Here is a 15235-nt window from a genome sequence, read left to right on the forward strand (position 1 = left end):
TCGCCACATGAACAAAAATGAGATCATTATCCAAACCGTTAATCACGTAAAACAAACGCTGGCCAACGCCGAAGGCGGGCACGACTGGTGGCATATTCACCGCGTTTGGAAAACCGCCCAGCATATTGCCGCTGCAGAGCAGGCCGATGAACTGGTGGTTGCCCTGGGCGCCCTGCTGCATGATATTGCCGATTCAAAATTTCACAATGGCGATGAAACCATTGGACCGCGCGTGGCCCGGGAATGGTTACATTCTCTGAAGGTGGAGGAACCGGTTATTGAACACGTAGAAAACATCATTACTCATATTTCTTTCAAAGGCGGTAATCACCACCAGCCCTTTAAGTCAAAGGAACTGGACATTGTACAGGATGCGGACCGGCTCGACGCTATTGGCGCCATTGGCATTGCCCGCGCCTTTAGTTATGGTGGTTTTAAAAACAGGTTGCTCTACGATCCGGCAGTACCGGCCAACCTGAAGATGACGAAAGAAGAATATAAAAGCAACAGCGCCCCTACCATCAATCATTTTTATGAAAAACTGTTATTGCTGAAAGACAGGATGAATACATCAACCGGCCGCAAGCTGGCGATGCAGCGGCATGAGTTTATGGAAAACTATCTGAAACAGTTTTATGGTGAATGGGATGGAGCGCTATAGCCCGATGCCGGCGGCAGGGTGTATTTTCCTTCCGCTTCATTGTACATCTTCTGATATTTTCTGTTCCTTTTTACACCTGTACTGGTAACAAAACCGCTGAAAAGTGTTTTAACCCAATAATTAAATACAAACTTCTCCCGGTCCCTGATAAAAAACATGCGCGCCGGGTTTTGATTGTTCGACCTGATCAATCCGTTTGCCAACAGTGTTTCCAAAGAAAGAAATACACTTCTTTTCAGGGAATCTTCTTTATTCAACAATCGCACTTTCAAGCCATGGTAATAAAAATTAATTTGTCCAACTGAAGCGTATTTGTTACCCGTGAGCTTCGCATATAACGTATCTGCCCTGCCTTCGGTGATAGCAATAGCGGAAAGCGGGTTGGTCAGTTTTGTCAAATGCGTCAATTGCATAGGCGCTATGCCATATTGCATGGTAAACCCTGAAAGAGAATCAGTGTAAGATTCTGCATATCTCAAGGTGCGGATCTCATATTCCAACACCCGCCCCGACACATCCAGCACCAGGCTATCCTGTTCACCCGGCCGGCTAACTATGTTCGTTATTGTACCATTCAGGTTACTTAAGGGCACAATGCTTTTCCTTTTGGTAATTGCCGACACTTCCTGCACATTCACAACAGCCCCTTTTATCTGAACAGAATCGATCCGCACCGGCGCCTTCATGCCTGCAAGCAACTTTGTTGGCATTAATTTCTCAATGCCATGCAGAAAGGCCGTATTCTTATTGCGGAAAGTGGTAACGCGGGGATGTTGCAAATAAACCGAACGGATAGCCAACGAGGTATCATCTAATAACGCCCGATAATTTACCTGGTGCAACCCGATGCTATCGCAATGAAAGGTGAGATAATCTTTTTGCCAGACCGTTGTTTTAATAAATGTTTCTAATGTGATCCGTGGATTCACGGCAACATCCCTGAAGGCCAGGGCGCCCGTTTTTCCGTTTCCGGTAATATTCCCAACCGACGCAATGGTCGTACTGTCACTATAAAATAACCGGCCACCGGTAATGTGTACGCTGTTTATAATGTTTTTCAGATGTGGATTATTTCCTGCTAAATTAATTGCCAGGGGGTAACCTGCTACCCCCCCGCTTCCGTTACTGATCTCCAGCAAACCATGCGGGCCGGGTTTAACCAGTGACAGGGAATCTGTTTCCAAAAAGAAATTATCAAATGCAATGGCCCCTCCATTGCTTTTCCCTATTACGCCGTCATCCGCATGTAAAGCAAAACGGCAGGCTACCGATAAAGAATTACTTACAGGCCGGTAATTAATATAGGCGCGTGGAATGTCTAGTTTTCCAATCCGAAGTTCATCAGGATGAGAATTAAACAGGTGTACCTGGAATCTTATTTCGGGGCTTTTTATCCGGCAGGCGCTGTCGGTGTATGATATGTTTTGAATAGTGGACTCACCCAATGCCGAGTAATGTAACCGCTGAACGGCAATCTGCCTACGATCATCCCTGAATGAGATGCTGTCTGCACGGGCATCCAGGTTTTGCCAGGAAACAAACCTGCCCGCAGCCTGTAATCCCTGCAGTGAAATATGGTTTATGGTTGCGTTTATTGCTGTATTATTTATTGTTTTCAGCCTTATTACCGAATGCCCGATTTTCAGCCTATTGATGGTAACCGGCAGCAACCCGCTCCTGATCTCCCCAGAGCCTCCGGGCAGCACCTGCGCATTAAGGCCAATAGTGGGAATATTCAGGGTATCTATATAAATACTTTTGTCCCTGATAAAATCTTCCCAGGAGAATCCTTCCCAATATAAATTGGCGGCATTCAGTTTTATCCCCGATGGCAGTTGAACAGCTAACGACCCCAACGTCCCAATTTCCCTGCTGCCATCGATGAAAAAATTATTCAGGCCCGCGCTTATATTGTCCTTGGCTAAATTTATTGAACCTATCCGTAATGCATGAATAGATTGCCGGGTCTCCTGGATGGAAGCACTATTCAGCATCCCAACCAGGTTTATTTCCATATCTATTTTATTAAGCGACAATTCCGGGGTTGAGGAACCCAGCGGGGTATAATTGAGCGCGCCGTCTTTAATAGTCAACCAGTGAACATCCACCAGTTGCGCCAGGCTTTTTAACGTGTTGTAAAACTTATTGACGGGAATCCCACTTTCAACCGCTTTCTTCCTTGCCGCACGTGAGCCAAAGAAAAACTGTGGGTTGTCAATTACCGCCACCAGCGCCTTCAATCTTTTCTCCAGCAGATCGTTCAAACTTATATCAATTAATGTAAAGGCAGGAAGATCGATACCTTTCAAATAACCTTTCGCTTTAGGCGAAGGTTTAAGATAGGCATTTGTGCAAACCAGGTTATTGCTGTCGAATCTGAATTCATTAACCGTTAACAGATAGAGGCTGTCGCGGGTAGCAAAACTGATCTCATGCAGGTTCAAATCGATCTTACCTGCACGGATATAAGGCACCGGGTTGCGCCCGATGTTCAGGCCGTATATTTTAAAATTGGTTTTTTTGCCGGTATAAGAGCGTTTACCGTCAGATGAAGTCAGGTGGATCTGGCCATTTTCAATATTTATAAATTTTATATTGATATTGCCGGGTAACTGATGGATCGACTCATTTAATTCACTTACCGTGTCATTGTCTTTTTTATCGGCAGGGATGGCCACAGATAGTACCGGCGATTTACAGTACAGCGTATCGAGATTGAGCTCGTTTCGCTCAAAAACGGTCGCGATCTCATTGGTTCTGAACAAAAATTTTTCTGCAAATAAGGAAGTACGTTGTCCCCTGCTATCCGGCGCCGTTGTAATAGCGCAGGAATCTACCTGAAAGGTTTGATCGTTTCCCAAAAAGAACAGATTCTCAAATTTAATGATCTGTCCGGAAGGGAACTGCCATTGCTGTTTGCCAACCCTGAGCGTTACATTATCGGCAAAACGGAGGTGGGTATTTTGTTTCTGCTGTTGTCCAAAGTTCTCAACGCGAAAATTGATATTACTGATCACCAGAGGCGCGTCGTTTGTTTCCCGGTAAATGGTCATATTACCCCTGTTGATCTCCAGCACGTGCACCTTAAAGATCTCACTGATATTCCTCAGCGACTTGAATATCTCCTGGAAAGGCCCTAATTCATTATTACTTTTTTGAACCGGTTGCTGAAAAATGGTAATAACCGGGTCGTTGATCTGTAAACTATCAACGAACAATTTACGGTGAAAAAAAAGCTGGTTCCAGGAAGCAAGGGAAAAGTAAAGGTGACTTATAGTAAACCGGTAATCTTTAAGATCGGAGGAAACAGGTTTAAAATCAACAGCGTTGAGCTTTACCCTGCCTTTGAAAAAATCTATTGATATTTTTGAAAAGTTGAGTTTATAAACCCCGTTTGTTTCGCTGCGTACAACTTCCCTTATTACCGATTTGATCCGGTATTTTATGATGAAGATCAGGGAAAGAATGGTCACTATCGCAATAACAAGCGAAGCAAGACCAGCTTTTTTGAGCACCTTTTTATTCATCTAAACCCTGTTGAAGGAAGTATCAGCAAAGATATTAAACACTTCCTTCCTGAAACCAGTAAAATTGGTGCCAGCCACTGATCTGAAAAACCGGCGTCATACAGTAATTACCCCATTACCCCAAACTCAAAAACCGTAGTGGAAGTATATTCTTCACCGGGATGCAATATGGTATTGGGGAAATTCACGTGATTAACACTATCGGGCCAGTATTGTGTTTCCAGGGCAACGGCGCCATGTTGCCGATAGGCTACGCCCTGCCGGCCAATAATGGCGCCATTCCAGTGGTTGGCCGTATACACCTGTATAGCAGGTTTATTGGTATATACGGTGAGCATGCGTCCTGTTGTTTCTTCACTTAATACGGCGGCTTTTATTATCTTTTTTGAAGCAATACGGCTTAAAATAAAATTATGATCGTAGCCCATATCGTCGGGAAAGCAGTTTATATGGCTCCCGATCAACCTGGGACTGGTGAAATTCAACGCCGTGTTATATACGCTTGCCATGGCGCCGGTAGGCGTATTGCCGGCCGATTTTTCGGTATATTCCTCTGCAACGATCTGCAGATAATGATCCAGGATATGAGGTTCGTTAAAACCCGTTAAATTAAAATAGCTGTGGTTGGTAAGGTTAACCGGCGTGCTTTTATCGGTGGTGGCCCGGTATGTAATCTGCAGCTGGTTATTGTTGTTTAAGGTGTACTGCACCGTTGCCAGCACATTGCCAGGATATCCTTCCTCGCCATCAGGGCTCACATAAGTAAATTCCACCCCACATTCGTTTTCATTCTCAATAGTACCGGCCACCTGCCACACTTTACGACTAAACCCATTCCAGCCGCCGTGCAAATGATTGGGCGCATCATTCACGGTGAGCTGGTATTTTTTTCCGTTCAGGCTAAATGCGCCATGCGCAATCCGGTTGGCAAATCGGCCCACCACACACCCCAGGTAGTCTTTGTTAACGGTATACAATTCCCAGTTTTTAAATCCGGCTACAATATTCTTTTTTGCCTGGTGCCTGTCGGGTGTATGTATGGCAACAATTGAACAACCGATATTCGAACACTCAAGAGTAATATCTCCATTCTGTAAAACAATCATCACAACCGGTTCATTTCCCTTACCGGTACGCGGCCATACGGTTGTTGTGGATACTGTTGGTTTGGTTATAATCATGTTCGGATAATATGGTCCTTAAAGACTGGTTTATTTTTCTGACGGAACGAGTTGCAGCATCACCGCATCTTTTACGGGCACGTTAACCGTAAAAGCCGGCTGGCCTTTTTCAATTTTTCCAATTTCCTGCCCGGTCAGCAGGTCGTGTAAACTATAGGCCCTGTCCGGCCAATTTAGTTCGGCCTGTACAAAGGTTTCGGTAAATGGTTTTTCGGTATCGAAGTTGAACGCCGATACCAGGATGGTATCGCCGGGCAGGTAAAAACTCAGTTGCTGCGATTGCCCGTTTCCTACCGGAAAACGCAAAGGCGTAAATGCCCTGGGCCTGCTAAAAAAATCACAAATGGCCGCATTATTTAAAAATTGACGGGCCCTTGCGGCAGCTTCTTTATTCCGGTAATCGGTGCCATCGCCTAAAATACTCCCCAATGTCATCATGGAGAAGAGCCGTACTTTTACTTCCTGCGCGGTGAGATCTTTATTCTTTTGAAAGTTTTTCATTACCACTACATCCATATTGGTATATGGCCAAAGGGTGCCCTGTGTCCACCAGAAATGTGTAGCGCTGATCATGGAACCGCAGGTACTGCCATAATGCGGAAATCCCGGCTGACTGTTTCTTAAATGTGAATACACATCGGTTGATAAAAACCGGGTATGCGCATACTGGTTAGGGAACAAGGGAGAGATAGCCTGGGTAATAAAAATATCAGGCCCCAAAATAGAATCTACCAGGCGCCTGAGCATTTTCATTCCATAATTATACGCCTGGATGCCCGACCGCACCTGCGGATCATATCTCCGGGAAGATTCCAGGGCACCGGCCGATAAAAAGTCTATCTTGATAAACTTTGCCCCGATGGCTTTGGCTTTTTGCAGCTGTCCTATAATATAGTTGCGGGTATACGGATGCGTAGGATCAATCGGGAAGGCGCCCCAGTCGCCGTCTTTATACGGCACATATTTACCATTATCATCAAGCAGGATCACATCCCGCAAATTGCCACCGGTATTGAGTGTAGCATCATTAATGCCGTTCTTCCACGTCCACAAGACAAAGGGGATAAAATAAAAACCCAATTGCTGTCCTTTCTTTTTTCCATAGCGGTTTATTGATTGTAATACTTCGGTGGAATAGATATTCTGGTCGTACGAGTCGATGCTTAATACCGGTTGGGTGGTCTTATTGAAATTCTCCATGGAATGAATAAAGTCGCTCACTTTGGCTACGTCTACCGGCATCATTACTTTTTCGTAGCCAAGCACCCCTTCTACCCCAAAGCTGTTCCAGTAAAAAGGCGCGCTTTGCTTCCAGTTGCTAAAACCAGCTATTTTTTTAATGGTATTACCAAACTGCAACAGGTCATTCCGCACATCGGGTGAAGCAGATAAATAGATCAGGGGCGAAGCCACCGATGCGCCCATTTGTGTTCCATGCTGTACATAATCATGGGTGCCGTCTTTGCCGCCATAGGAATCGGGTTTTGAAGGATCGTCTTTTGTAGCAGCGCCACCATACACTATAAACGAATCTATCCGGTTGCTGAAAGCACCGGTACCATAACTGATACCGGTCTTCCAGAAGTCGTGCACCAAACTGCCTGCTGCAAAGCCGTTTTTTGTTTGTTCATCATATGCAGATGCCAGCTCGTAGCTGATGCCTGAAATGGCCTCCGGGCCCCAATGGCGCGAGATCACATCTACCCAGTTATCGTTATCAAACGGATAATCGGTCAACAGTACATTTTTGCCCGGGGTGGTAATTTTTCCCTGCATGGCCGGCAACACGGTTAAAGGAGAGATATTCCTGGTTTCAACCATGGCGCCCACTTCCCTGGCTGTGGCCACCGTGCTCAACAAAATAAATGGTTGCTTTTCGTATACCGTAATATATTGAGTGAGGCGAACCGGCTGACCTGCATCTTCATGCACCAGGTTCAGGCAGATGCCTTTTCCCAGCGGATCACTGATGTCGTCTGTAGTAACCTGGTGCCCGGCAAAAGCAGTCGACAACAACAGGCCGCTTTTTACATCCTGCACATAAGCCACCGTATTTTCAAAAACCGTTCCGGAAGTAAACCGGTAATGCACTTTTCCTGAATGCAGGTTGGCAACAACTTTTACATAATCGTTACTTATGACTACACTGTCTGCAGTTGCCTGCTTTAACTGGGCAATGGCAACCACCGGGGCAAGTAGTAAAAAGAGGATATACTTTTTGCTCATCATCATTACATTAATATAGCGTTTCGGTTGCGCTCACACTTCGACTACGCTCAGTGCGAGCTGCCGGCCCATTCGACTTCGCTCAGGGTCTTAGAAACCAGGGTTCTGATCGCCTGGTTTCAGGGCACGGTTCAATTCAAATTCGCGGGAAGATATCGGGAACAATAAATTCTTACTTGTCATATTCGGTGCGGCATCGGAGTTGTAGGCTTTTGTTTGGGTAAGCAGCTTACCAGACCTTTTCAGGTCGCACCAACGCCAGCCTTCAAAACCCAGCTCGCGCATGCGCTCTTTCAACAGCTCATCGCGCAGTTCCTGCTGCGCAGGCGTATGCCCTAATACGGTTTCCCAGTTGGCCAGTTTTGCACGGGTACGGATCTTATTCAGATAAGTGAGCGCGCCGGTAACATCATTCAGCTCATTCAGGGTTTCTGCATACATAAGGATGGCATCGGCATAACGCAGATAGTACAGGTTGCGCGATGAAAGGCCGCCGTTCAATGACTGGCCCTGCGTTATATCGTACTTCTTTACATGTGGTTTGGTAACATCGGCCCACCACCAGTAATCAACCTCATTTCCGTTCTTATCGTAAAATTTATAACGGATGGATGCATCTTTACGGGCATCGCCATTTTCAAAACAGGTGTCATAATAATCGGTGGGTATCACTACATGACCGCCGCCGCCGGGATAGGTATTCTCAATATGCCAACCGCCCAGGGTATTGGCCTGGCCATTTGTATTCCCATTCTCATTGGAATACTGAACCTCAAAAAGCGATTCAATATTGTTCTCATTCTTTTCATTGAACAGATCGGCGTAATTAGGCATGAGGGCCACGTTGGTTAACGTCATCAACGGCTGCAGCGTGTTTTTGGCATTGGCATAGTCCTTACGGGTAAGGTATACCTTGCCCAACAGGGTTTGGGCCGCTTCTTTGTTGGCATGCCCCACAGCGGCAGTGCCTTTGGGCTGCAGGGTGGAAGCCGCAAAATTCAGGTCGCTGATGATCAGCGCATATACTTCGTCTTCACTACTACGTGGTTTGCCGCCATTGGCGTCAGCCACTGCATCGGGCTGTTCGGTAGGCAGGGGTACCCCGCCAAAGAACTGTACCAGCTTGAAATAAAATACGGCCCGTAAAAATTTCGATTCGGCCAGCAACCTGTCTTTTACCGTTTGCGAAGCAGCCGATGAAGGAATATATTTTATAGCGATATTGGCGTTTACGATGCCTTTGTACAAACTGTTCCAGGTTCCCTGCACCAGCTGGTTCTGTGCGCCCATCAAACCGTTGTAGCTGTTAATACCATCATAATGCTGCCAGTAGCCGCCCCAGGTAGGAACAAAAGAAGTTGTTTTACCTTCATCGGTACCTACAATACCTACAAAATAATAATCACCGTTATTCAATTCCATCATCTTACGGTAAATACCGGTAACACCGGCTGTAGCGCCCTGCTCATCTTTATACAGGTCTTCGGGCGATACAAAGGTTTCGGGGGTAATATCCAGTTTTTTGCTGCAGCCTGCCGCCACCAGCAATATAAACAGCAGGGTCAGGGTAAACCGTTGTTTAATAAAATATATTATAGCAAACATGGTATCGTTATTTTATTTTTTTAAAAACTTGCTTGCACGCCAAACAGGAAAGTACGGTAGCGTGGATAGATATCATACTGCCCCACTCCTATTTCAGGATCGATGCCTTTGTATTTTGTAAACAGGAATGGTTCCACTACCTGCACATAGGTTCTTATTGAATTGATCTTTGCTTTTGTCAATAGCTTTGATGGGATATCGTATGCCAGGGTTATATTCCGCACCCGGATAAAATCTCCTTCCTGCACCATAAAGCTCGAAGTGCCCGACTGCAGCGCTCTTAACGAACGTCCAAACTGGTTAGGCCTGGGCACATCGGTATTGGTATTGTCGGGCGTCCAGTAATTCAGTCCTTCCTTCAGGGTGCGGGTGGCTGTTTTGCTGCTGTAATACAGGTAATCCTGGTAGGCTTTATTGGCTAATTTCTGACCGTAGGTATAATTGGCAAAAACGGTCATGGAGAATTGTTTATACCGCCAGTAGCTCCAGATACCGCCCCAGCCCTTCGGAGTGGTACGCCCCACAATAGTGCGGTCGTACTGGTTGATCTTTCCATTTCCATCAAGGTCTTTCACCCGCACATCACCGGGTCTTGCACCCGGGTTCAGGGAGAAGTCATCCCCTTTCTGATATAAACCATCATATACATAATCAACAATAAGGCTGTTGGGCGCTTCACCCACCTTCAAATAAGGGCTCAATGAATCCACGCCGGGCAGCAGTTTGGTGATCTTCGATCTGAACTTCGACCAGTTGATGTCCATTTGCCAGTTAAAATTGTGGGTTTCAATAATGCTCACTTTCAGGTCCAGGTCAATACCACGGGTGTTCATTTCCGATACATTGATCCACTTGTTGTCGAATCCCTGCGAAGGCGACAATGGATTATTCAGCAAAAGATCATGAATATTTTTATTATAGTAGTCGAACGTTACTTTTACCCGGTTTTTGGCAAACGCCAGATCGAAACCTGTATTGAACTGTTGCTGGCTTTCCCATTTCAGCCCGGGATTCCCCTGCGTACCTGTTCCCAGCTGAAAGCCTGAAGTTTGCGGGGCAGTGCCGGTAAAGGGATAGGCCGCGGGGTTCATTCGGGTATAGATAGCGTCTATGGGTATTTCCTGGTTACCTACCACGCCGTAGCCTGCACGTATTTTGAAATCGTTTATTACCGACCGAACCCTTAACCCCATAAAAGGTTCCTCAATTACCCGCCAGGCGCCGCTTACCGAGGGGAAATATCCATACCTGTTTTCGGCGCCAAACCGGGATGATCCATCGCGGCGGATGGTTCCATTAAGGATATAGCGGCCCTTGAATTTATAAATAACCCGACCCAGCAAGGAAGCGACCGACCAGTTAAAATAATCGCTGGAAATGTTGTCGCGGCTGCTGGCAAGGCTCATGTTCTTGTAGGTAAGATCATCTGTAGGGAAACCTGAGGCTTCTTCGTAATTCCATTCCTGTCTTCTTTGCTGGTAGGTGGCGCCGGCCAGAAAATCGAACACATGATCGGCAGCAGGAGAATAGCTATAGGCCAGGGTATTTTCCCACAGGTAATCACGCCAGCCGAAATTCTGTATTTTGGCTACGCCTTTTTTGGAGAACCCGGTACTGGTTGTACGCGGATAATATTCAAAGCGCTGATCTTTGTATACATCTATTCCAAAACTGCTGCGAAAGGTAAGTCCTTTGATGATCTTGTATTCGCCAAAAATGTTCCCTAAAAACCGGTCATCAACAGTGTGTACCGGCGATTGGGTAAGGGTAACCGGGTTATTGAATAACAGGTTGCCGCTTGAAGGATCTATATTGGCGGAAGGATTGCCGGCCGAATCATAAGCCGACATCAACGGACTGATGGTAACTGCATTGTAATAGACTTCGTTGCTGGTTACATCGTTCTTAATATGAGAGAAGTTGGTGTTCACGCCTATCTTTAATTTTGCGTTTATTTCCGACTCCACATTCGCTTTTAATGAATAGCGTACAAAATTTGATCCTTTGATAATCCCATCCTGGTTCAGATAATTACCACTGAGGTACAATTTGTTTTTTCCCACACCATTCGAGATACTGAGGGTATGACTTTGTTGTGGCGCCGTATGCGTAACCAGTCCTACCCAATCGGTCCATTTACGGGCAGCCATATTGCGCCGTTCATCGCCGTTGAACAATAAGGTATCAATACCGGGGCCCATAGGCCATGCTACAGGGTCTTCATCGCTTAGCCCTGCCCGGCGCATTTTTACATAATCATCGATATTATCAACAAAATCATAAGTCTTAATCATTTTCTGAACCCCGTAGTAACCGTCGTAACTGACAGTGGTTCGCCCGCTGGCAGCTCTTTTGGTGGTGATAATTACAACCCCTTCCGCCGCCCGGGAGCCATAAATGGCCGCAGCAGAAGCGTCTTTCAATACGTCTATGGACTCAACATCATTGGGATTTATTTCGCGGAGATCGTAGGTTACCACTACCCCGTCTACCACATAAATTGGCCCGGTACCCTGCGTAATGGTATTAATACCCCTGATGCGTACATTGGTGCCCGCACCGGGTTCGTGGCCGGCATTGGTGACCTGCATGCCGGGAATGCGCGATTGTAACGCGGCATTGATATTGGTTACCGGCAATTCTTTCAACTCTTTTCCCGAAATACTGGAGATGGCGCTGGTAACATCTTTTTTCGCCTGTTTTCCATAACCGATCACTACCACTTCACCCAACGCATCGGTTTCTTTTTGCAGTAACACGTCAATGGTAGTTTGTGAATCGGGTACATTAATAGTCTGGGATTTGTAACCGGTATAGCTGATCACCAGGATGATCTTCCCTTTTACAGTGAGAGAGAAGGTGCCGTCATTGGCTGAAATTTGTGAAGAGACATCGCCAATTGCCCGCACAGAAGCATGGGGCAGCAGTGTCTTGCTTTCTGCATCAAGCACTTTACCTTTCAGGAGGTGGTCTTGCGCCCTGACGCTCAGGCAGGTTATAAAGGATACAAACAGAAGGAGGGTCAATTTCTGCATAGCAATCGTTTTTCAGTTAATTTAAATTGGGGCCTTAAGCGGCCCGGCAGCATGGTTCGATCTCAAAATTCGTAATATTGTTTTTGCGCGGGAATAGTAAATTGTAGGAAAAAGATGGACTTTTATACAGTAATCCCTATTTTGCAAACTGCCATATGCCACAAAGGAGATCAAGAAAACGCCAGGGCTTTGAAGGACAAAAGCTTATTGTTGTACCAAAAAAAATAGCGTCTGGCTTTTTAACCAAGGACGCTATTACGAAGCAAATATACATTACAGATATTGGCTACTATCCCAAAGCAGCCAATCACTATTTTGAAAGACCGCATGGCATTAACCAGCATATCATTATTTATTGTGTGGAAGGCCGGGGCTGGGTAACCATCAATAAGCAAAAGATGGACATTTCGCCATCGCATTTCATTGTGCTTCCCGCCAACACGCCGCATAAATACGGCGCTATGGAAACAGATCCCTGGACCATTTACTGGGTACATTTTAAAGGTGATATCGCCACGTATGTAGTGAATCTGATCACCAATCATTCGCAAAACTATTTGCCCTATCTTTCCTTTAACGAGAACCGGATAAAACTATTTGAAGAGATCTGTTTTCATTTTGAACAGGGATACAGTGCCGATACGCTGCGCTATGTGAATATGATCTTCTATCATTTTCTATCATCCCTGCTATATGAAGAAAAATATAACCAGGCTGTAAAAGCGCCCGGTAAAGATGCGATTGCCCTTACAATTGAAAACATGAAAACCAAGCTCAGCACCAACCTGAGCCTGAACGATCTGGCCAGGGCAGCACATATGTCTGTTACGCATTTCTGTAATTTATTCAGAATACAAACAGGCTTTTCACCAATAGAGTATTTCAATCATTTAAAAGTGCAGCAAGCCTGCCAAACGCTGGCTTTTACCCCAAGAGCAATAAAAGAGATTGCCGACGAACTGGGCTTTTCTGATCAGTATTATTTCTCCCGCATCTTCTCGCGCTTAATGGGCATGTCGCCTTCAGAATACCGGAAAAGAAACAGAACTATGGAATAGTTACAGGCGTTGCAGCCTGTTATATAACTTAAAAACCGGGTGTTTTTCACGTTGCCTGCCACCTGCGCATAGTGTAATTTTCTACAATATTAAAATAAAGCACTATGGCAAAAGCAAACGGAACTCAGTTGAGCGCCCCCAGACGCCAGGCTTTTGAAGCCCTGAAAAGTCGGCAGGTGAAGAAACATTTTTCTCCTGTTTTAAACAGCCTGACGGTACTTTTTACGGCACCTACAAAGATGTATTGCTGCGTGCCGTGATGGAAGCAACTATGAGTGCGCCTACTTATTTTTATCCGTTGGAAAGGTTTGTAGACGGGGGCATGTGGATTGCCGGGTTCCTCCGGGATATAGTACGAATTCAAAAACAGCTAAGTGCGCCTGAGTGGCTGGATGGGCGTAAGGGGTAGCATTATAATTAACAATGCTCACAAAAAAAAAGCCCCTTTCGGGGCTTTATATATACTAAATTATTATTAGTACCGATTTTTATTATAACTCTTCGAGTTATTAAAACCACCTCTGTCATTACCCCGTGAAGGTCTGTCTTCTTTTGGCTTTGCAACAGATACGCTGATAGTTCTATTTTCTACAGTAGCTCCATCAAGTTCGGCGATTGCTTTTTTAGATGCAGCTTCATCTGACATTTCTACAAATCCGAAACCTCTTGATCTGCCAGTCTCTCTATCTGTAATAACTTTAGCTGAAGTAACTTCTCCATAAGGAGCGAAAAAATCTTTTAAGTCTTCATCCTGTACGTCGAAGCTTAAATTTGAAACATAAATGTTCATTTGTAAAAATTAATTGATAAATAATTTCGAGAAAGGCAAGAAGTAAGAAACTAACTATAATGCAGAAAAAAAGGCAATGTAATTAATGAATACTAATGCGAGGCTCAAATTAACCTTGCGAAGGTAACACTTCTTTTTCACATTTCAATAAGTAAAATTAAATGACCTGAAAAATCCAAGGATTTTTCAGGTCATTACAAATTAATGAGTCAATTTAATAAGTCAATTTAATAAGTCATCAATTGGAATGGCTTCCAGGTAATGGCTGATTGAATCTGCATTTGGCAATACCCGGTATTCTTCAATGGCCTTGCTGGTTTTGTTGCAATAAGCTTCTATGTAATAACTGTCTAGCTGAAAAAGAAAAATAGTAATTTCCGGGAAGCTTATTTGAGCCAATGCAACTGCATTTTTCATTACAGCGAATTTTTTATCCTCCTCACTTAACAGAATAAATTCAGAAAGCTTCATAACGTTAATTTTAAAAAGTTAACTAATTAAAGGCTTGCTAAAACTTTTAATGAAACTGACGAACGAGAACAAAAAACTGAAACTTTAATACAACTGACAAACGAGAAAAAACGCTTAGATACGATATAATACTTATACTAGCTACTTATGAGCAAAATGCAATAAAAACAAAGGAGGCATAATTGACGAATAGAACTGATAATGCGAATATAGTGATTTTTGCACGATTGGCGGCTTCAACCAGGCGCCTGGCTCAAAAATAAGTCAAATAATTTGCTCTACTGAACAGTGTTCAATAAATTAACACTATCAATTTAATAAAGATGGGTATAGCAGAGAGAAAACGGGAGGAAAAACAGGAAATGAGCAAACGGATAAAAGTATGTTCCTGCCCAACATTTCCTTTTTAACGTCTTATACGAAAGCAGACGGAGGACACAAGGTCATCCAGCAAAGGAACAACCGAGCTGTTTGAATCCTTTAATCACCAAACAGGACAAAGATATCGATGCAATAACACGTCAATACCTGAAGCACCAAAAGACAACAGGCGTAGTGATTGGCATCCTGAAGGACAGAAGGGAACTTTTTATGGTTATGGTGACCTGTTTAGTTTCTATTCTCATTTTAAACTGAAAAACAAGGCGGAAAAAGCATGCCGTAAAATCCCTCCTCAGCAAA

The 15235-nt window shown here is 44.7% G+C and carries 11 protein-coding genes; 4 read left to right on the plus strand and 7 right to left on the minus strand.

The window, feature by feature from the left end; genetic code table 11:
- Window positions 1-7 precede the first annotated feature (7 nt).
- Window positions 8-661: an HD domain-containing protein gene (locus NIAKO_RS16980; protein WP_014219668.1), complete on the plus strand. Its 654-nt coding sequence runs from the start codon at window positions 8-10 to the stop codon at window positions 659-661.
- Here NIAKO_RS16980 and NIAKO_RS16985 read toward each other — a convergent pair.
- The 5 genes from NIAKO_RS16985 to NIAKO_RS17005 all read right to left on the minus strand — a co-directional run bounded on the left by NIAKO_RS16985 (window position 634) and on the right by NIAKO_RS17005 (window position 12235).
- Window positions 634-4188 carry an AsmA family protein gene (locus NIAKO_RS16985; protein ID WP_014219669.1) on the minus strand — a complete coding sequence of 1185 codons (3555 nt, stop codon included), beginning with the start codon at window positions 4186-4188 and terminating at the stop codon, window positions 634-636. The two genes, NIAKO_RS16980 and NIAKO_RS16985, sit on opposite strands and share 28 nt — an antisense overlap.
- Before the next feature lie 107 nt (window positions 4189-4295).
- A complete protein-coding gene (locus NIAKO_RS16990) occupies window positions 4296-5369 on the minus strand; it encodes an aldose epimerase family protein (RefSeq protein ID WP_014219670.1) in 1074 nt (357 codons plus the stop codon).
- A gap of 30 nt (window positions 5370-5399) precedes the next feature.
- The gene (locus NIAKO_RS16995; protein WP_107685567.1) at window positions 5400-7601 is read right to left on the minus strand and encodes an alpha-amylase family protein; all 2202 of its coding nucleotides are present in this window, start codon (window positions 7599-7601) and stop codon (window positions 5400-5402) included.
- A gap of 84 nt (window positions 7602-7685) precedes the next feature.
- Window positions 7686-9200: a RagB/SusD family nutrient uptake outer membrane protein gene (locus tag NIAKO_RS17000; protein WP_014219672.1), complete on the minus strand. Its 1515-nt coding sequence runs from the start codon at window positions 9198-9200 to the stop codon at window positions 7686-7688.
- A 20-nt stretch (window positions 9201-9220) separates the two neighbouring features.
- Window positions 9221-12235 (minus strand): SusC/RagA family TonB-linked outer membrane protein, encoded by a 3015-nt coding sequence (locus NIAKO_RS17005; RefSeq protein ID WP_014219673.1) that lies wholly within the window; start codon window positions 12233-12235, stop codon window positions 9221-9223.
- A 155-nt stretch (window positions 12236-12390) separates the two neighbouring features.
- On the opposite strand from NIAKO_RS17005, the gene NIAKO_RS17010 reads away from it, so the two are divergent.
- Both NIAKO_RS17010 and NIAKO_RS38590 read left to right on the plus strand, forming a co-directional pair.
- Window positions 12391-13293: an AraC family transcriptional regulator gene (locus tag NIAKO_RS17010; protein WP_014219674.1), complete on the plus strand. Its 903-nt coding sequence runs from the start codon at window positions 12391-12393 to the stop codon at window positions 13291-13293.
- 104 nt (window positions 13294-13397) lie between these two features.
- Window positions 13398-13553 carry a hypothetical protein gene (locus tag NIAKO_RS38590; protein WP_014219675.1) on the plus strand — a complete coding sequence of 52 codons (156 nt, stop codon included), beginning with the start codon at window positions 13398-13400 and terminating at the stop codon, window positions 13551-13553.
- A 215-nt stretch (window positions 13554-13768) separates the two neighbouring features.
- Here the strand turns inward: NIAKO_RS38590 and NIAKO_RS17015 are convergent, their stop codons facing one another.
- Window positions 13769-14083: an RNA recognition motif domain-containing protein gene (locus tag NIAKO_RS17015; RefSeq protein ID WP_014219677.1), complete on the minus strand. Its 315-nt coding sequence runs from the start codon at window positions 14081-14083 to the stop codon at window positions 13769-13771.
- A 222-nt stretch (window positions 14084-14305) separates the two neighbouring features.
- On the minus strand, window positions 14306-14554 hold the full coding sequence (locus tag NIAKO_RS17020) for a hypothetical protein (protein WP_014219678.1): 249 nt from the start codon (window positions 14552-14554) through the stop codon (window positions 14306-14308).
- A gap of 471 nt (window positions 14555-15025) precedes the next feature.
- On the opposite strand from NIAKO_RS17020, the gene NIAKO_RS38595 reads away from it, so the two are divergent.
- A complete protein-coding gene (locus tag NIAKO_RS38595; protein ID WP_155966920.1) occupies window positions 15026-15190 on the plus strand; it encodes a hypothetical protein in 165 nt (54 codons plus the stop codon).
- Window positions 15191-15235 lie beyond the last annotated feature (45 nt).

Source organism: Niastella koreensis GR20-10, from assembly GCF_000246855.1.
Lineage (GTDB): Bacteria > Bacteroidota > Bacteroidia > Chitinophagales > Chitinophagaceae > Niastella > Niastella koreensis.

Excerpts from the sequence above, each read along its gene's own strand:
- NIAKO_RS38590 (WP_014219675.1), top strand. The coding sequence starts at position 13,398 with ATGGCAAAAGCAAACGGAACTCAGTTGAGCGCCCCCAGACGCCAGGCT.
- NIAKO_RS17000 (WP_014219672.1), bottom strand. The coding sequence starts at position 9,200 with ATGTTTGCTATAATATATTTTATTAAACAACGGTTTACCCTGACCCTG.
- NIAKO_RS16985 (WP_014219669.1), bottom strand. The coding sequence starts at position 4,188 with ATGAATAAAAAGGTGCTCAAAAAAGCTGGTCTTGCTTCGCTTGTTATT.
- NIAKO_RS17005 (WP_014219673.1), bottom strand. The coding sequence starts at position 12,235 with ATGCAGAAATTGACCCTCCTTCTGTTTGTATCCTTTATAACCTGCCTG.
- NIAKO_RS17020 (WP_014219678.1), bottom strand. The coding sequence starts at position 14,554 with ATGAAGCTTTCTGAATTTATTCTGTTAAGTGAGGAGGATAAAAAATTC.
- NIAKO_RS17010 (WP_014219674.1), top strand. The coding sequence starts at position 12,391 with ATGCCACAAAGGAGATCAAGAAAACGCCAGGGCTTTGAAGGACAAAAG.
- NIAKO_RS17015 (WP_014219677.1), bottom strand. The coding sequence starts at position 14,083 with ATGAACATTTATGTTTCAAATTTAAGCTTCGACGTACAGGATGAAGAC.
- NIAKO_RS16990 (WP_014219670.1), bottom strand. The coding sequence starts at position 5,369 with ATGATTATAACCAAACCAACAGTATCCACAACAACCGTATGGCCGCGT.
- NIAKO_RS16980 (WP_014219668.1), top strand. The coding sequence starts at position 8 with ATGAACAAAAATGAGATCATTATCCAAACCGTTAATCACGTAAAACAA.
- NIAKO_RS16995 (WP_107685567.1), bottom strand. The coding sequence starts at position 7,601 with ATGATGATGAGCAAAAAGTATATCCTCTTTTTACTACTTGCCCCGGTG.